The sequence below is a fragment of the Mycobacterium sp. MAA66 genome (assembly GCF_041261665.1).
Classification (GTDB): Bacteria; Actinomycetota; Actinomycetes; order Mycobacteriales; family Mycobacteriaceae; genus Mycobacterium.
On record NZ_JBGCCC010000016.1, the window covers coordinates 22,394 to 41,128 of the forward strand.

Annotated in this window: 12 protein-coding genes; 4 read left to right on the plus strand and 8 right to left on the minus strand. The window is 65.5% G+C overall.

Annotated features, from left to right (window positions below):
* The first annotated feature begins 2 nt into the window (after positions 1-2).
* Positions 3-1,016: an agmatine/peptidylarginine deiminase gene (locus ABIA30_RS26225; protein ID WP_370071023.1), complete on the plus strand. Its 1,014-nt coding sequence runs from the start codon at positions 3-5 to the stop codon at positions 1,014-1,016.
* Between the two features lie 121 nt (positions 1,017-1,137).
* Here ABIA30_RS26225 and ABIA30_RS26230 read toward each other — a convergent pair whose 3' ends face one another.
* The 3 genes from ABIA30_RS26230 to gabT are packed head-to-tail and all read right to left on the minus strand — an operon-like array spanning position 1,138 to position 6,554.
* Positions 1,138-3,702, minus strand: a complete 2,565-nt coding sequence (locus ABIA30_RS26230; protein WP_370070925.1) for an NAD-glutamate dehydrogenase domain-containing protein — start codon at positions 3,700-3,702, stop codon at positions 1,138-1,140.
* A 60-nt stretch (positions 3,703-3,762) separates the two neighbouring features.
* Positions 3,763-5,217, minus strand: coding sequence for an NAD-dependent succinate-semialdehyde dehydrogenase (locus ABIA30_RS26235; protein WP_370070927.1), 1,455 nt, complete (start codon positions 5,215-5,217; stop codon positions 3,763-3,765).
* Positions 5,214-6,554 (minus strand): 4-aminobutyrate--2-oxoglutarate transaminase, encoded by a 1,341-nt coding sequence (gene gabT / locus ABIA30_RS26240; protein WP_370070929.1) that lies wholly within the window; start codon positions 6,552-6,554, stop codon positions 5,214-5,216. Before gabT ends, ABIA30_RS26235 begins: the two co-directional genes overlap by 4 nt.
* Before the next feature lie 169 nt (positions 6,555-6,723).
* On the opposite strand from gabT, the gene ABIA30_RS26245 reads away from it, so the two are divergent.
* Positions 6,724-8,388: a biotin carboxylase gene (locus ABIA30_RS26245; protein ID WP_370070931.1), complete on the plus strand. Its 1,665-nt coding sequence runs from the start codon at positions 6,724-6,726 to the stop codon at positions 8,386-8,388.
* Between the two features lie 47 nt (positions 8,389-8,435).
* A complete protein-coding gene (locus tag ABIA30_RS26250; RefSeq protein WP_370070933.1) occupies positions 8,436-9,620 on the plus strand; it encodes a serine hydrolase domain-containing protein in 1,185 nt (394 codons plus the stop codon).
* A gap of 18 nt (positions 9,621-9,638) precedes the next feature.
* Here the strand turns inward: ABIA30_RS26250 and ABIA30_RS26255 are convergent, their stop codons facing one another.
* Positions 9,639-10,661 carry an AraC family transcriptional regulator ligand-binding domain-containing protein gene (locus ABIA30_RS26255; RefSeq protein WP_370070935.1) on the minus strand — a complete coding sequence of 341 codons (1,023 nt, stop codon included), beginning with the start codon at positions 10,659-10,661 and terminating at the stop codon, positions 9,639-9,641.
* A gap of 146 nt (positions 10,662-10,807) precedes the next feature.
* Between ABIA30_RS26255 and ABIA30_RS26260 the strand changes: the two genes are divergently transcribed.
* On the plus strand, positions 10,808-12,829 hold the full coding sequence (locus tag ABIA30_RS26260) for a fatty acid desaturase (RefSeq protein WP_370070937.1): 2,022 nt from the start codon (positions 10,808-10,810) through the stop codon (positions 12,827-12,829).
* Positions 12,830-12,861: 32 nt separating this feature from the next.
* Here ABIA30_RS26260 and ABIA30_RS26265 read toward each other — a convergent pair whose 3' ends face one another.
* Genes ABIA30_RS26265 through ABIA30_RS26280 form a run of 4 tightly spaced genes read right to left on the minus strand, consistent with a single transcriptional unit; the run spans position 12,862 to position 18,668 of the window.
* On the minus strand, positions 12,862-14,397 hold the full coding sequence (locus ABIA30_RS26265) for an APC family permease (protein ID WP_370070939.1): 1,536 nt from the start codon (positions 14,395-14,397) through the stop codon (positions 12,862-12,864).
* Positions 14,390-15,241, minus strand: coding sequence for a universal stress protein (locus ABIA30_RS26270; RefSeq protein ID WP_370070941.1), 852 nt, complete (start codon positions 15,239-15,241; stop codon positions 14,390-14,392). The genes ABIA30_RS26265 and ABIA30_RS26270 overlap by 8 nt, the downstream gene beginning before the upstream one ends.
* A 3-nt stretch (positions 15,242-15,244) precedes the next feature.
* Positions 15,245-17,188: a primary-amine oxidase gene (locus ABIA30_RS26275; protein WP_370071025.1), complete on the minus strand. Its 1,944-nt coding sequence runs from the start codon at positions 17,186-17,188 to the stop codon at positions 15,245-15,247.
* Between the two features lie 49 nt (positions 17,189-17,237).
* Positions 17,238-18,668, minus strand: a complete 1,431-nt coding sequence (locus ABIA30_RS26280; RefSeq protein ID WP_370070943.1) for an aminobutyraldehyde dehydrogenase — start codon at positions 18,666-18,668, stop codon at positions 17,238-17,240.
* Between the last annotated feature and the right edge of the window lie 67 nt (positions 18,669-18,735).

Genomic DNA, 18,735 nt, shown 5'->3' on the forward strand with positions numbered 1-18,735 from the left:
TGATGCCGGCGGAGAGCGCGCCGCAGGATCGAGTGTGGATGGCGTTCCCCTCCGAGGGCTACTCGTTGGGGGACACCGAAACCGAAGCCCACGAAGCCCGCTCGACATGGGCGGCGGTGGCGCACGCGGTGGGTGAATTCGAGCCGGTCACCATGGTGGTGGATCCCGCTGAACTGGCGGCTGCCCGGCGTTACCTGTCCGCTGATGTCGAGATCGTCGAGGCACCGCTCAACGATGCCTGGATGCGCGATATCGGTCCGACCTTCGTGCACGCCGACGACGGGTCGGTGGCTGCCGTGGACTGGGTATTCAACGGCTGGGGTGCCCAGGACTGGGCGCAGTGGGATCGTGACTCGAAAATCGGTGCAGCAGTTGGTAACTGGTCCGGAGTTCCGGTGCTCAGCTCGAACCTCGTCAACGAGGGCGGCGGTATCCAAGTCGACGGGCTGGGCACCGTTCTGGTCACCGAGACCGTACAGCTGGACCCTGGCCGCAACCCGGGAGCGACCAAGGCCGATATCGAGGCCGAGCTGGCCCGCACCATCGGTGCCGGCCACGCAGTCTGGTTGCCGCGCGGTCTGACGCGCGATGCACAACGCTTCGGTACTCGTGGCCATGTCGACATCGTGGCGGCGATAACCTCACCGGGCCGGCTGCTGCTGCATTCTCAGCGTGCCGACAGTCACCCGGATCACTTGGTGTGCAAGGAAATCCGCGAATCGCTTGCCGAGACTCATGATGCCGCCGGACGGTCCTGGGAGATTGTCGAACTGCCCGCGCCGGACCTGCTGACCGATGCCGAGGGGTACGTCGATTACAGCTATATCAATCATCTCGTGGTCAATGGCGGCGTGATCGCCTGTGCCTTCGGCGATCCGCGGGATGCCGCCGCGGCGGCGATTCTCGCCGAGCAGTACCCGGGCCGCCGGGTGGTCAGCGTCGACGCCCGCCCGCTGTTCGAGCGAGGTGGTGGCATTCACTGCATCACCCAGCATCAACCCTCGGCTATCAGCTAGCCGATGGAGTGCCCCCGCCGTTGATCTTGCGCTCACGCAGGAGATACCCGAGTGCACAACAACGTCGATGCAAGGTCAATGGACGGGATGCCCGCTTGGGCGGCTGACGTCCCGTCCCTGGTTACCTCGTCGAGGTCATCAGCCGATTGATTGCAGCGCCCACCTCGTCGTGGTTGCCTGCTCCGTTGCGCAACACCCATGAAGTCAGGTGTTCGAGCAGCTCGCGGATTTCCAGCAGAGCCTGGATGCGTTGACCCTCATCGGTTTTGCCGGTCAGCACCCGGGACCACAGTGCGTCCAGATCGAGGACGTTGCGTACCGTCGCGTAGGCCAACGCCACCTCGGACGTGCTGACCGACAGTCGCTGCTGCATGCGGTAGATGGTGCCGGGACCGACCCGATTGATCAGTTCACCGGCGACCGACGTCGCAACGATCTCGCGGCGGAGCGGATGACGGTCGATTTCGGCCCGGGCCTGCGCGGCGACGGCGGTGGGGAAGTATTCCCCGAGCCGGTGGACGAACAGTTCGTGGTCCGGGATCTGCGAGGCCAACAATTCCTGGGACACCAGGTTCTTGGATTGGGCCAGCAATACGGCGATTTCGGGCCGGGTCAGGCCCAGTCCGATCGCACGACGGCGGTCCAGCTCCTGCTCCGACGGCAGCCCCTCGACATCAGGGTCGACACCGGCCTCGTCCTGCAGGTTGCCGATCAGCCTTACGTGACGGTCCAGCAGCGAGCCGGCTTCGGCAGCGGCCATGCTGATCGCCAGGATCTGATCGGCATTGTCGGCCAGCACCCGGGACGCGATGTCGTCGGTCGCGGCGGCGAGCAACGCATTGCGGTGCTCGGTCCCGAGGCTGCCGGCATCCAGCGCTATCTTGAGGTTCACCTCGAGATCCGAGGTTGCCACCCCGGCCGCGTTGTCGATGAAGTCGGTGTTGATGCGGCCGCCGCGCAGGGCGAACGCGATCCGCGCCTGCTGGGTCAAGCCGAGATTGCCGCCTTCGCCGATCACCTTGCAGCGCAACTGCGATGCGGCGATCCGAACCCGGTCGTTGGCCTTGTCCTGGGCCTCGGAATCGGTCTCGTGGTCTGCGCGCACGTAGGTTCCGACGCCACCGTTCCACAGCAGGTCGACCGGTGCGCGCAGCACCGCGGCGATCAGCTGGTCGGGCGTGCATGCGGCTGCCTCGAAGCCCAGCGCAGTCCGGGCCTGTGGCGAAAGTGGTATCGATTTGGCGGTCCGCGGCCACACCCCGCCACCCGTCGAGATCAGCGTCGAGTTGTAGTCCTGCCAGCTCGACTTGGGCAGGGCGAACAGCCGGGCGCGCTCGCCGAACGACACCTGCGGGTCCGGATCGGGGTCGAGGAAGATGTGCCGATGGTCGAAGGCGGCGACCAGTTTTATGTTGCGGGACAGCAGCATTCCGTTGCCGAATACGTCGCCGGACATGTCGCCGATACCGGCTACCGTGAACGGGTCGACGTCGATGTCATGACCTGCCTCAGCGAGGTGACGGCACACCGACAGCCACGCGCCGCGGGCCGTGATGCCCATGGCCTTGTGGTCGTAGCCGGCCGAACCGCCCGAGGCGAAAGCATCGCCGAGCCAGAAATCGTATTCGGCGGCAATGGAATTGGCCAGATCGGAGAAGGTGGCTGTGCCCTTGTCTGCGGCGACCACCAGGTACGGGTCCTCGCCGTCGGGGCACACGGTGTGCGCCGGGTGGCGGACGGTACCGTCGACGATGTTGTCGGTGACGTCGAGCAGGCCACGGATGAAGGTGCGGTAGCCGTCGGCGGGATCGACGCCGTCGCGGCGCAGGACGAACGCGCCCTTGGCGCCGGTGGGCACGATGGGTGCGTTCTTGACGGCCTGGGTCTTCATCAGGCCGAGCACCTCGGTACGGAAGTCTTCGGCGCGGTTGGACCAGCGCAACCCGCCGCGGGCGATGGCTCCGCTGCGCAGGTGTACGCCCTCCACGGTGTCGGAGTGCACGAAGATCTCGCGGTACGGGACCACGGGGCCGGTGATGGACAGCTTTGACGAGTCGATCTTGAACGACACGTAGTTCTTGGGATTTCCGTCGGCTCCGAGCTGAAACCAGTTGGTACGCAGTGTCGCCCGCACAAAGGCATGCAGTGCGCGCCGGATGCGGTCGTCATCGAGTGAGGCGGCGGCGTCCACGAGTCCCGCTACCTCACGGTCCGCCGGATCGGCTGATCCGGTGCCGACGGGGTCCAATCGCGCCTCGAACAGGGTCAGTAGTGCGTTGACGAAATCGGGTGCGCTCACGAGTGAATCGACGATGTAGTCATCGGAGAATCCGAGCCCGGTCTGCCGAATGAACCGGCAGGCCGCTCGGATGAGAACTGCTCGGCGCCAGTCGATTCCGGCCGATGCGATGAGCATGGCGTACCGGTCGACCTGCCAGCGTCCGGCGATGGCGGCCTCGCAGGCCTGGTCGACCAGTCCGAGCGTCGAATCCGGTAGGGAGAGGTCGCCGAATTCATAGCAGTGCCCGGCGTCGCCGGATTGATGGTAGGAGGCCACGCGTAGGCCGAAGTGCTCGAACATCGCGCAGACGTCGGCCAGCAGCGGCGGGTGCCCGGGCCACTGTATGCGGGCGCGGGTATTGAGCCCGTCGGTGTCGAAAGACACACGGGCAGAAGATTTCTGCATGGGGAGAACTACTCCGGTCGATTTTGGGGTAGGAGAGTTGAAGGGGACAGCGAGGGAAATTTATTGCAGCGCGATGTATTTGGTCTCGAGGTATTCCTCGATACCCTCAGATCCGGCCTCGCGGCCGATGCCCGATTCCTTCACCCCGCCGAACGGCGCCGCCACGTCTGAGATGACGCCGCGGTTGACACCCACCATGCCGGCCTCGATCGCTTCGGCAACGCGCAGCGCGCGGTCCAGACCTTGGGTGTAAATGTAGGCAGCCAAGCCATATTCGGTGTTGTTCGCGGCATCGATGCCGGCCTGCTCGCCGTCGAATCCGATGATCGCGGCGACCGGACCGAAGACCTCTTCGCGCAGGATGCGCGCGTCGGTCGAGACACCGTCGAGCACCGTCGGCTGGTAGAAGAAGCCTTCGCCGTCGACGGGCCCGCCACCGGTGGCGGTATCGGCGCCCTTGTCGACCGCGTCGCGTACCAGTTCATCGACCGTGGCGCGCTGTTTGGCGGTGATCAACGGACCGACCTGACTGCCGGGCTGATCGCCCGGGCCGACCCGCAACGCTGCCATGCGTGCGGTGAGCTTCTTGGTGAACTCGGCACGCACCGAGTTGTCGACGTGGATGCGGTTGGCGGCGGTGCAGGCCTCACCCATGTTGCGCATCTTCGCCGCCATCGCACCGTCGACCGCGGAGTCCAGATCGGCGTCGTCGAATACCACGAACGGTGCATTGCCGCCGAGTTCCATCGAGGTGCGCAACACCCGATCAGCGGACTGCGCCAACAGCTTTCGGCCCACACCGGTAGAGCCGGTGAAGGTCAGTTTGCGCATCCGGGGGTCCGCCAGCAGCGGGCCGGTCAGGCCGGCGGCGTCGGTGGTCGGCAGGATGGACAGCACGCCCGCCGGCAGTCCGGCATCGGCGAAGACCTGGCCCAGCAGCAGCATGGTCAGGGGAGTCTCGGCCGCGGGCTTGACGATCATGGTGCACCCGGCCGCCAGCGCGGGGCCGATCTTGCGGGTGCCCATGGCCAGCGGGAAGTTCCACGGGGTGATCGCGAGTGTCGGACCCACCGGCTGCTTGGTCACCAGGATGCGGCCGGCGCCGGTGGGGGACGGGGTGTACCGCCCGTTGATCCGCACCGCCTCCTCGGAGAACCAGCGCAGGAACTCACCGCCGTAGTTCACCTCGCCTTGAGCCTCGGCCAACGGCTTGCCCATCTCCAGGGTCATGGTGAGGGCGAAGTCGTCGCGGCGTTCCATGACGAGTTCCCATGCGCGCCGAAGGATCTCGGCGCGCTCGCGGGACGTGGTGGCGGCCCATGAGCCCTGCGCGGCCACGGCTTCGTCCAGTGCGCGGGCACCGTCGGCGGCCGAGGCATCGGCAACCTGGATCAGCACGGCGTCGGTGGCGGGGTCGTGAACGGCGAATCGTGCTCCGGTGGATGCGGGCACCTGCTTGCCGCCGAGCCACAGCTCGGTGGGCATGGACTCCAGAAGGCTGACGCGGTCGGTCATCGGGCTGCCGCCATCTCGCGCACGATGTCTGCCAAGATCGAGATGCCCTCATCGAGCAGTTCGTCGCTGATCACCAGTGGCGGTAGCAGGCGGATGATGTTGCCGTATGTGCCGCAGGTCAGCACGATCACCCCGCGGTTGAATGCCTCGGCCGCAATGGCTTTGGTGAGTACCGGATCGGGTTCGGCAGTGCCGGATTTGACGATCTCGACGGCCAGCATGCCGCCACGTCCACGCACATCGCCGATCACGCCGGTGTCCGCCAGCGCCTGCAATCGGGGCAGTACCGCAGCCTCGATGGCGCGAGCCCGCGCGGGTAGATCCATCTGGGTCATGGCGTCCAGGGTGGCCAAGGCCGCGGCGCAGGCCACCGGGTTGCCGCCGTAGGTGCCGCCGAGGCCACCGGGGTGAACAGCATCGAGCAGGTCGGCGCGGCCGGTGATGGCGGCCAGCGGCATGCCGCCGGCAATGCCCTTGGCCATCGTGATGATGTCCGGGACGATGCCCTCGTGCTCAGAGGCGAACCAGGCCCCGGTGCGGGCGAAGCCGGTCTGCACTTCGTCGGCGATGAACACCACGCCGTTGGCCTTACACCAATTGACAACGGTGGCAAGGAATCCCGGCGCAGGAACGATGAATCCGCCCTCGCCCTGCACCGGTTCGATGATCACCGCCGCGACTGATGCGGCGCCGATCTGGGTCTCGATCCGGCTGATCGCGGCCTGCGCGGCCGCTTCTCCGGTCAGACCGTCGCGGTACGGGTAGGACGCCGGCATCCGGTAGATCTCCGGTGCGAACGGGCCGAACTGCGACTTGTACGGCATGGCCTTGGCGGTCAGTGCCATCGTCATGTTGGTGCGGCCGTGATAAGCGTGATCGAACGCGACCACCGCCTGACGGCCGGTGGCCAGCCGGGCCACCTTGACCGCGTTCTCCACAGCCTCGGAACCTGAGTTGAAGAACGCGGTGCGCTTGTCGTGGTCGCCCGGGGTCAGTGCGTTGAGCCGCTCGGCCAGCGCCACGTAGCTCTCGTACGGCGTGATCATGAAACAGGTGTGGGTGAAGTGGGAGGCCTGCTGTGCCACAGCGGCGGCAACGGCCGGATGCGAGGCGCCGACACTGGTGACCGCGATACCGGAGCCGAGGTCGATCAGGGAGTTGCCGTCAACATCCACCACGACGCCACCGTCGGCGTCTACCGCGTAGATCGGTACGGACGAGCTGACGCCGCCGGCCACTGCGGCCTGCCGCCGCGCGGTCAGATCGACCGAGCGTGGGCCTGGCAGGGCAGTGACGATGTTGCGCTTCTGCGCCAGTCGATAGGTGATGTCGATCATCGATTGCTCCTTCGGGTCTGCTGGTGATTCTCGACCATGCCGACACTCGCCAACCATAGACGTCATGTCGATGCCGAGTGCGGGGTTGACGCCATTTTGTCTACTGTTCGCCGTGGCCGCACCCACCCACACTTGGCATCGTTGATACCGAAACAACAAGGGGTGAACAGTGACCGAATCGACCCGCCGCACCACGACGCGCACGGCCGGGGCCAAGGCCGCCGCGCCACGCACCAGGCGAGCGACCAAGGCGCCGGCGCCCGCCGCGGATCCGAATCCGGATGCCGTCGAGATCGTTTCGGCCGCACCGGAAGTCAGTGTCGGCACTGACGCCGGATTCGCCTCGTCGCCGTCAGCCGCGGGCAAGCGCCGGCTGCTGCGCAACATGTCCGAGGTGCGGCACTTCTTCCGCACCAACGATGTTCCGGTGTACTTCGTCGGGGCGACCCCGTTCAATCTGCTGGGCCTGGATCGCTGGGTGCGCCGGTTCACGTTCATCGCCTATTACGACGCGTGGGACGGTATGCATCCGCACGTCTTCACCCCCAGCCACAAGCCGTATCAGGAGTTCGCCAGCGGCGAGGAGATCAACAACTGGCTGCTGCGCAACCCCGAGGTCCGGGCACACATGCAGCGCGGCCTGACACCCGGTGTGCGACCCAAGGTGGCGATGGTGTTCTTCGACGCCGAAACCGAGGCCATCTGCGCAGAGCTGGGTTACGACCTGATTCTGCCGCCGGCCCAGCTGCGCGAGCACCTGGACTCCAAGATCGTCACCACTCGGCTGGGCGACGAGGCCGGCGCGCCGAGCGTGCCCAACGTGCTGACCAATGTCGATGACTGGGACCAGCTGACTGTGACGGCCGAAAAGGCCGGGCTGGGAAGCGAACTCGTGGTGCAGACGCCCTACGGCGACTCGGGCAAGACCACGTTCTTCATCTCCTCGGAGGCCGACTGGCGCAAGCACGCCGACGACATCGTCGGCCAGGACATCAAGGTGATGCGGCGGATCAACAACCGGCCTGTCGCAGTGGAGGCCGTGCTCACCAGGTGTGGCACCGTGGTCGGCCCGTTCATGAGCGAGCTCACCGGTTACGACGAGCTGACGCCGTACCGCGGAGGCTGGTGCGGCAACGAGATGTTCCCCGACGTGTTGTCGGCCGAACGCCGGGCCAAGGCGACCCAGTTGGTGCGCCGTCTGGGTGATCGGCTGGCCGCCGAAGGTTATCGCGGCTACTTCGAGGTGGACGTTCTGGTGGATACCGACGACGGTGAGGTGTATCTGGGCGAACTGAATCCTCGGATCAGCGGCGCCACGTCGATCACCAATGTGACCGCGGGCGCCTATGCCGATGTGCCGCTGTTCCTGTTCCATCTGTTGGAGTACATGGACGTCGACTTCGAGCTGGACGTCGATGAGATCAATGACCGCTGGGAGCAGCTGGCCGGGGCCGATGTGTGGAGCCAGATGGTGATCAAGGAGACCGGCGACACTGTGGAACAGCTGGTCAGCACGCCGGCCACCGGTCATTACGCCCTGGACGCCAGCGGCACGCTGGTATTCCGGCGGGCGGCACTGGACTGGCATCAGCTTCAGGATGAAGCCGAGGCGTTCTTCCTGCGTATCTATCCGGTCGGCGACTACCGCTGGAAGGGTGCCGATCTGGGGGTGCTGGTGACCAAGGGCCGGCTGCAGCGCGATGCCGCGCAGGGCGGCACCGCGTTGACCATCCGGGCCAGGCACCTGATCGACTCGATCCGGGCGCAGTACTCGGGGGTTCCGCTGGCCGGTCCGGCGTCGGCCCCCCCGATGTCCGGAGTCAAATCCCTATGATGATGCGATGGCGCCGGCGGCGCGAATCATGGGGGACAGGAGCGGCGGTGCTTGGTGGCGATCCGGGTCGCGCCCCGTCCGAAGTGTCGCTGGACGACTGGCAGTCGGCGCCGAAGCTGCACTGGGCGTTCCAGCACGTAGCCGAATTTTTGCCCACCGCAACGATTTCGCGGGGCGCGGGGCCGGTGGCGCAGCTACCGGCCGCCCCGGCTGACATCGCCGGCATCGCCGTCACGCTGCCCGACGGACTGCCGTCGACTGTTGGCGCGGTGATGGCCGCTACGGCAACGGACGGCTGGCTGGTCACCCATCGTGGCCAGGTGCTGGCCGAGCAGTACTGCGGTGGCATGCAGCCCGCGACGAAGCACCTGCTGATGTCGGTGAGCAAGACTCTGGTCGCTGCGGTGGCCGGGACTTTGGAGGGCAGCGGCGCGCTCAACGTCGATGCGTTGGCTTCCGATTATGTTCCGGCACTGGCCAATTCCGGCTATTACGGCGCAACGGTGCGCCATCTGCTGGACATGCGGTCGGGTGTGGCCTTCTCCGAGGACTACCTGGACCCGGCGGCCGAGGTGCGGGTGCTCGAGCAGGCGATCGGCTGGGCTCCCCGGTCGCTGCCCTGGGTACCGGCCACCATGTACGACTTCCTGGTCACGCTGCGGCAGAAGTCCCCGCACGGCGGCCCGTTCGAGTACCGGTCCTGTGAGACCGACGTGTTGGGCTGGGTGTGCGAGGCCGCGGCCGGAATCCGGATGCCCGAGCTGATGTCGCAGCTGGTGTGGAGCCGCATGGGTGCCGCCCACGACGCCAACATCGGCGTCGATTCGATGGGTACCGGCATGTTCGACGGCGGCATCAGTGCCTGCCTTTCGGACCTGGTCCGGTTCGGTTCGCTGTACCTGAACGACGGAGCTTCGCTGTTGGGGGAGCAGGTACTGCCCGCGTCCTGGGTCGCCGATACCCGTGCCGGCGGCCCGGATTCGCGGGAGGCGTTCGCCTACAGCCCTGGCGACAATCGCATGCCGGGCGGCATGTACCGCAACCAGGTCTGGTTCCCGTATCCCGGCAATGACGTGCAGCTGTGCCTGGGTATCCACGGCCAGATGATCTACCTCAACCGGTCCGCCGGTGTGGTCGCCGCCAAGCTGTCCAGCTGGCCACTGCCACAGCACGCGCACATGCTGTTCTCCACATTGCGCGCGTTCGACGCGGTGTCCGCTGCGCTGTCGTGACCTGGGCGCAGCGCCTGGCTACCACCGCGATCTGCGGAAATAGCTGGGCGCTGTACCTTCCCAGCGTTTGAACGCGTGGGTGAAGTTGGCCGTTTCTGCGTATCCGAGTTGTCGCGAGATCTCTTCCACCGACAGGTCGTGCTCGAGCAGCTCGACGGCCAGCTGGTGGCGGACTTCATCGAGCAGCGTGCGGTAGGAGGTGCCCTCGGCAGCCAGCCGACGGCGCAAGGTCCGTGGATCGATGTGCAGTTCGTCGGCAACTGTCTGCATCGCCGGCAGCTCGCCGGGGTTGTGCAACAGCCGGCTGCGAACCTGTCCGGTGATGCCGACGCGAGACAGCCTGCGCGCGAGTAGTTCCCGACATTGCTGCTCGAGCTTGCGTGCGGTGTTCGCGTCGGCCAGGGGCGATGGCATGTCCAGCAATTCGTGACGTATCGCGAGGCGGTTTGCGCGCTGGCCGGACCGCACCTTCTGCGCGGGAAGCTCCCATGACTCCGCGAGTTTCGCGGCACGACCGGCCTCGAGCGTGGTCTCGGCCCACTGCGGCGTCATCGACAGATGTGCGCCCTGTACGGCGGCGACGAATCCGGCAAGGTCCCGTTCGACGATGAACGCCCTGACGTCCGTTGGTAATTCGCTGTCATCTGCGACGAGATACCCGTACTGATCGTCAGCTTCGATCGAGAACCGGAGGTGCGTCGGGGATAGCGCGAGGTAGGGCAGGATCAGCTCCACCCCCTGCCGCAGGGTGGGACTGGCCAATATCAGGAAACCGATCACCCCGGCCCGCCCCAGCGTGGAGTGTAGTCCCACCTCGATGCCTACGCCCGGTCTATCGCCAAGTCCCGCAATGAGATTGCGGATGACGTCAAACTCTTGGTGTGCCCAGATCTCGGCGTTCTCGTCGTCCAGGTCCGCTTCGGTGATGCCGCTGCCGGCAAGACACTCCGCGGCCGTCATCCCATGTGCGATGCCGCCCTGCACCATGATGCGGACGCCTTCGGTGCCCCGCGGCACCGCCCAGACCGGTGTCACTCCCACTGTCCGAAAATACCAAATCTGCGTCCCGTTGGAACATTCATTCGCGTCGATTCACTCCATAGCGTTTCCCGCAGGGCGCAGGGCCGTAGAAGTGCGACAGCACTCCCAATCGTCCGAGAAAGACCCCAGGACGGACGGAGTGTGGAATGTCGCCAATTGATGTGGCTGATCGGACCGACAGCGAAGCCGGTGCACGAGTGGCTTTGCCGGACCCGGGCGAGCAGGTACCCACGTTGGCGTGGCCCACGGTTGCGCTGTTTCTCGCGAGCGCCGTGGCATTCGCCTTGTCCACCGTCGCCTATCTGTACGGAGCCGTCCCGATGTGGGTCACCATCGCGGTCAACGCGGTGGTGACCTTCACGATGTTCACCGTTGTCCACGACGCGGTGCACTACGCGATCAGTTCTGCGCGGTGGGTCAACGTGGCGATCGGGCGGTTGGCTGTGGTGTTCGTGCAGCCGCTGATCTCGTTTCCGTCGTTCGGGTTCATTCACATTGAGCACCATCGGCATTCGAACGATGACGAGAACGACCCGGATACGTTCGCCTCTCACGGCCCGGCGTGGCAGCTGCCGGTCCGCTGGGCCTTGCTCGATGTTTGGTACGGCAACTACCTGATTCGTCGCCTGCGCAGCCGACCGAAGCCGGAGATCGCCGAAACCTTGGCGTGCGTGACCGTTTCGGTGGCCGGGTTGATCGTCGCGATCATGTCGGGCCATTTCTGGACGATGGCCGTCGTCTTCCTCATCCCGCAACGGATCGCGGTCGTCGTCTTGGCGTGGTGGTTCGACTGGATGCCCCATCATGGCCTGGACGACACCCAGCGCAGTGACCGTTACCGCGCGACCCGAGCGCGCGTCGGCATGGAGTGGCTCTACACGCCGTTGATGTTGTCGCAGAACTACCACCTGGTGCACCACCTGCATCCGTCGGTGCCGTTCTATCGGTACACCAAGACGTGGCGTCGCAACGAGCAGGCCTACTTGGACCGGAACGCCGCCATCTCCACGGTGTTCGGTCAGGAGCTCAGCTCTCACGAGTTCCGGGAATGGAAGCAACTCAACGGCAAGCTCGGTCGAGTGCTGCCGGTGCGGATGCCCGCACACTCGAGTTCTCCGCACGCGGCCTTCCATCGGATACCGGTGGCGGCGGTCGATCCGATCACTGCCGACAGCACATTGGTGACCTTCGCGGTACCCGAGGCCCTCCAGGACGAGTTCCGCTTCGAACCGGGCCAGCACGTCGCGGTGCGCACCGGACTCGGTGGTGAAGGGGTGCGCCGGAGCTACTCGATCTGCGCGCCGGCCACCCGTGCGCAGCTGCGGATCGCGGTGAAACACATTCCGGGCGGGGTGTTCTCGGGTTTCGTGGCCCATCAGCTCAAGGCCGGCGATGTCCTGGAGGTGATGACCCCCAGTGGCAGTTTCAGTTCCACGCTGCATCCGTTGCATCGCAAGCACTACGTGGGCTTGGTCGCCGGCAGCGGCATCACACCGGTGCTGTCGATCCTGGCCACGGTGATGGAGATCGAAACCGAGAGTCGCTTCACTCTCGTCTACGGCAACCACACAAAACAGTCGACGATGTTCCGCGCCGAACTCGACCGCCTGGAATCCCGCTATGCCGATCGTCTGGAAGTCCGTCACGTCTTGTCCCGTGAACCGTTGCACGCTCCTGAACTCTGTGGCCGCATCGACGCGGACAGGCTCGGCGGGTGGCTGACCACGAGCCTTCGACCCGAGACAGTGGACGAATGGTTCCTGTGCGGCCCCGCCGCGATGTCCACCGGCGCGCGGGGGACGCTGCTGGATTGCGGCGTGGACCCGGAGCAGATTCATCTGGAGTTGTTCACCGGTTACGTCCGCACCGAGGTGCCTGCGCGCGATTACCAGGGCGCAACTGTCACCTTTGGGCTGTCCCGGACGCAACGGACCGTCGACCTCGACGCCGGTGACACGATTCTGGAAGCCGCGCTGCGCGCGGGGAGCACCGCCCCCTATTCATGCATGGGCGGCGCCTGCGGCACGTGCCGGGCCAAGCTGCTCGACGGTACCGTCGAGATGGACAACAACTTCGCCCTCGGGCGCAGCGATCTCGATGCCGGCTACATCCTCACCTGCCAGTCGCACCCGACCAGCCCGGCGGTGTCGGTCGACTACGACGCCTGAAAGCGGGCCCCATCCGGAGTCGCCCGAATGGCTCAGGGAATCGGGGGAGTGTCCATCGTCAGCGTTTCGCCCCGGAAGAACGCCGGCTGGTAGGCGCGCATGGCGGCCATCAAGACGACGCCGAACAGCAGGATGCCGAAGCCGAGGTAGAACACCAGGCCGATGCCACCGATCGAGGCGCCGCTACCACTGGACGGGTCCATGCTTTCCCGCACCGAGAGGACGAACACCCAGATCAGCATCGCGCCACCCACCAGCGGGAACAACAGCTTGTAGACGACGTTCTGCGGGCTGAGGAACAGTTCCTTGCGGAAGAACCACACGCAGGCAAAAGCCGTGATGCCGTAATACCAGCAGATCATGATGCCAAGGGCGGCAATGGTATCCAGCAGCGTCCGTTCGGACAGCAGGGTCACGATGGTGTAGAAGCTGGCCGTGACCACGCCCGCGACCACCGTGCTGTACACGGGGGACAGCGACCGCGGATTGACGCTGGCGAACTTCTTGGGGAAGGCCCCGTAGGTGCCCATGGCCAGCATGGTGCGGGCCGCCGGCAGGAACGTGGTCTGCAGGCTGGCGACAGAAGAGGCGAAGACCGCGAGCAATAGCAGCGGACCGCCCCAATTGCCCAGCACCGGGTAGGCCAGTGCACCGAACACGTTCTGTGCGTTGTCCTTGTTGCCCAGTCCCAGCCCGGTCTCGCCGACCCCGGCATACATCATCACCGCGATCGCCACCAGCAGGTAGGTCAACAGGATCGACAGGACGCACAGTAATCCGGCTCGGCCCGGGACCTTGGTCGGGTCCTTACATTCCTCGCCCAGTGTCAGGCAGGTGTCCCAGCCCCAGAAGGCGAATATTGATCCGGTGAGGCCGATCACGAAGGCGCTCACCGTAAGTCCGGACATCGGATTGAACCAGTCCAGATCGAACGACAGGTGCTCTACCGTGCCACCGGATTTCGCGATGGCCATCACCGCGAACCCCACCAGCACGACCATCTGGAATCCGACCAGCACGTACTGCACCCGTTCACTGGTGGTGATACCGCGGCAGGAGATGTACGTGGCGATGGCGATGAACACCACCGTGGAGATGATGTTGACGGCCTTGTGATTGGGCAGATCGGTAATGGTGTCGTTGTGCAGCACCCTGCCCACGAACTGATAGCCGAATTGCACACCGATCGAGGCGAGGTTGGACAGCACGATGATGGTCGCGATCACCATGCCCCAGCCGCACATCCACCCCACGTATGGCCCAAAGGCCTTGGTGGACCAAGTGAACGAGGCGCCGCAGTCGGGCGCCCGGGAGTTCAGCTCGCGGTAGGCATAGGCCGTCAGGAACATCGGGATGAAGCCGGCGATGAGGATCGCGGGCATCTTGAGTCCCACGGCGGCGACGATCAGCCCGATGCTGGCGGTGAGGGTGTAGCCGGGGGCGACCGTGGAGATCCCGAGGATGGCCCCGGTAAAGGTGCCGATGCGGCCTTCGGCCAGGCCTTTGGAGACCAGACCCTCTTCACGTTCGGCGCGCGCTAGTTCGCTGTCGGCCAGATCGTCAGTCATGTTCTGCCCCTTCATCTTTGGGTACCACAAACATCGGCACCTGCAGGACTCGCAGCATCTTCGCCGCGGTTGACCCGAGGAACAGCCGGCGCGGCTGCGCGAGCCGGCTGGACCCGACCATGATCACGTCGCCGTCATGCCAGCCGAGCTTGTTGACCGCTTCCTCGACGGTCGGGCCGGTGGCCACCCGGGAACTGACCGGAACATCGTCCGGCAGGAAGGCTTTGGCTTGATCAAGCGCCTGCTGCGCATGCTGCTGCGCGGTGTCCAGGCTGTCGGCGTCGTCGACGGCGACCAGTGACACCAGACGAAGCGGCGTCTCGGTGGCCCGGCAGAAGCGCAATGCCGTCTTCAGCAGCAGGCTCGCTCCTGGGCGGGTGCCGATCGCGCAGGTGATCTCGCGAATTCGCTCGTTACGCTGCATGCGGGCGCCGCGCGGGGCGATCACCACGGGAATCGGGGAGGCGTGCACCAGGTCGTTGACCACCGAGCCCAATGAGTGGCTGCCGGCGATTCCGCCGCCTGCACCGCCGACGACAAGTGCGTCGGCGCCGAGGGCCTGCACCGCGGCGATCAGGCCCGCGGTGCTGGACTCGTCGAAGCTCAGGTGGGTGGACACGGTGATGTCATTGCGGACCCCGGCCGCGGCGGCGGCCAGCCAGCCGTCGGCTTCCCGGTGCAGTATGTCGCCCGGGGTGGTGGCCAGCACTGATCGCTCGCTGGGCAGCACCATGCACAGGTCGAGTTCGGCGGACAGGGTGCGTGCGATCTGCTCGCCGACCGCGACGGCATCGTCACCTCCGGGGGTGGCGAGGTAGGCGACGGCGATTCGTGGGGTGCTCATCGATCAGCCTTCCTCGCACGCGGCGCCGGTGTGACAGGCCTTCGGCGGTGCCGGAGCCACATCCAGGGATGGGTTGCGATCGAAGAAGCCGACCGGTTTGAGCCAGAAGCTGACGATGTCCGCCGGCATGATCGGCCAGTCCTCGGGGCGCGTGATGTGGTGGATGCCGAACACGTACCACAGCACGACGTCGGTGTTCTCGATCGACCGGTTGGCTGCCGTCCACGCGGACAGACCGTCGTCTTCTTTGTTCTGGGTGACGAATTCGCCTGCGGGCCAACGCTCGTCGGGGGAGTTGGGGGTGACCCACAGGGTGTGCTCGATGGCCCGGCAGCGGGCCAGGATCGGCGAGTCGGGAGCAAACATCGCGGGGAACGCGCCGCCGGGCACCAGCTTGTAGGCCGGTGGGGTACCGAGCCCGTTGCGCACGTTGTCGTTGACCACCTTCCAGGCCCGCTGGGTCTGGAAGTTCATGTCCTGCTTGCCTTCGGACTCGGTGCGCAGCGGCGTGTTGCGCTGGCGCAGCGACAGGCCGTACGGGTTGTCCGGGCCGGTGGGTACCACCTCGGTTTCGGTGGCGTACACCGTGTTCTCGGTGCCATCGACGTCCAGGTCCAGGCGAGCGACCAGGAAATGCTGGTGGTAGGGCGCATAGGTGCGCTGGTCGATCAGGGTGCCGTGCGGGTGCGCCTGCCCCTCGGGGAAGTTGGTCACCACCATGATTCCGGTTGCGCGGACCTCACATTCGATGTTGCCGTCCTGATAGAACCGCCAGTACGTGAGGTACTCGTAATTGGCCACGGTCACATGGAAGGACACGGTGAGCCGGCGCATCCGGCGCACCTCGGTACCGGCGTGATGGTCTGCGTGCTTCCACAGGACGGCGTTGTCCTCTTCGTGGATGCAGATGGCGTTCTTGATGGTGTACGGCTCGCCCTTGCTGTTGTGCAAGACCGCGTCCAGATAGCGGATCTCACCGAGGCAGTCGCAACCCAGCTCCAATGAGGTGGTCATGAAGCCGATGCCCCATTCGCCGATGTCGAAAGCCGTTCGGCGGTAATGGTCTTCGCAGTGGTCCCGGTAGGGCACCATCATCTCGGAGAACGACATCCGGTTGGCCACCGGCCGTATCCGGCCGTTGTCGTTGTAGGTGACCGCGTGCAGCGTCATGCCTTCGCGGTAGTTGAAGCCCACCCGCAGCGACCAGTTCTGCCACTTGAGCAGGTTGCCTTCCAGGGTGAACGAAACCCCTTCGGGCTGAGTGATGTTCAGCGGCTGCAACGGCTCTCTGGTGCTGGCCTTGCGGATACGTTCGGGAATGTGCTGTGGCACATACTCGCCCATCATGTCGGGACGCTCGACGGTGAAGGTGTCCTCGATCTCCAGCAGTTCCATGGTGTTCATGTCGATCACGCAGTGGAACCCGTTGACCGGCCCGGCGTACGGATTGGCGCCCTCTGCGGCCCGGACCCAGGTGTCGGTCCAGCCCAGACGTCGGTCCTTGTACTTGTCCGGCATCACCACCTCGCCGTAGGTCCAGGTGTCCATGAACACCAGGTCCATGTCGGTGATGCCGCGCTTGGCCAGGGCGGCAATCACGTCCGGGTGCTTGCGCAGTACCTCGTCGGCCTCTTCCCACTCGTCGACGGTGAAGTTGGGCTGTACACCGGGGATGTGGTCCCAGGACAACACCGAGCCGGCGCTCAAGGAGACCACGGCCTTGTACGTCGAGTTCGTGGCGGTCTCAAGAAGCGTTGCCAGCGCGCGCCGGTCCGGTACCACTGCGCCGGCGTCGAACGCCGCCACCTGCGCCTTGGGCGGTTCCACCAGCTCGATAGAGGTGTACCGCCACCCCTGACCGACACCGTGTGCCGCACCGAGTATTTCGGTGACCTTGGTGAATTCGGTTGCGGTCAGCGGATCGAGCGGATGGAAGGTGGTCACCAGTGGGCTCCTGTCGGCGGGGTAGTGGTCGGCGGGGTAGTGCAGTCAGGTGTCACTCGTGGGAACTCATGACGTGCTTGATCCGGGTGTAGTCTTCGACGCCGTATATCGACAGATCCTTGCCGTAGCCCGAATACTTGAAGCCGCCGTGCGGCATCTCGGCGGTCAGCATGATGTGGCAGTTGATCCAGACGCACCCGAAATCGAGTGCGCGGCTAAACTTCTCGGCAGTGGCATGATCCTTGGTCCACACACTGGACGCCAGTGCGAATCGCACCCCGTTGGCGAGCTCGATCGCCTCTTCATCCGTGGAGAACGGCTGGACGGTGATGACGGGGGCGAAGGTCTCCTCTTGGACGATCGGGTCGTCCTGGTGGACCCCGCTGATGATTGTCGGCTCGATGAAGAAGCCCTTGTCGCCCCAGCGCTTTCCGCCCGTGACCACGGTGGCGTGCGGCGGCAGGCCCTCCAGCTTCTTGATCACCGTATTGAAGTGGTCGATGTTGTTCATCGGCCCGTAGAACGCTTCAGGGTCGTCGGGCAGGCCGGGACGCAGCTGCTGCGCCGCTGCGCCGAGCGCCGCTACGAATTCGTCGTGGATGGATTCATGCACGATCACCCGAGTTGCCGCCGTGCAGTCCTGGCCGGCGTTGAAACACCCGCCCTCGGCGATACCGGCCGCCGCCTTGGCGATATCGACGTCAGGGAAGACCACCACCGGTGCTTTGCCGCCCAATTCCAGGTGGGTGCGCTTGAGCTGGTGCGCTGCCGACGATGCGACGGCGATGCCCGCCCGCACCGAGCCGGTGATCGAAACCAGGCCTGGCACAGGGTGTTCCACCAATGCGGCGCCGGTCTCGCCGGTGCCCAAGATCACGTTGAGCACACCGTCGGGGAGGATGCCCTTGGACAACCGCGCCAGGACCAAGGTGCTCTCCGGTGTGGTGTCGCTCGGCTTGAGGACCACGGTGTTGCCGGTGGCCAGGGCCGGGCCGATCTTCCAGATTGCCATCAGGAAGGGGAAGTTCCACGGCGCAACTTGCCCGACGACCCCGATCGGTTCGCGGCGGACGTACGAGGTGTAACCCTCCAGATACTCGCCGGCAGACAGACCTTGCACCAGTCGGGCGGCGCCGGCGAAGAAGCGGAGTTGGTTCGCACCCGCGAGGGCTTCTTCGGCGTGCACGATGGCCTTGGGTTGGCCGGTGTTGCGGCACTGTGCCTCGACGATCTCGTCCGCATGGGCCTCGATGGCATCGGCGAGCTTGAGCAGCGCCTGCTGCCGGTCGGCCGGAGTGCTGCGTCCCCAGGTCTGGAAGGCGCGCTCGGCGGCCGCGACCGCTGCGTCCACATCGGCGCGATTGGAAACCGGTGAGCGTCCCACCACGGACTCGTCGACGGGGCTGATCAGGTCAATTGTCTCCGATGATGTCGATGCGACGAATTGCCCGTCGATATAGTTCTTCAGCAGCTCGTCAGACATTGCGCACCGTCCATCTCTTGTGAAATTCATCTGGTCTCTAGCTGGCCAAGTGTGCGCCAGAACACAT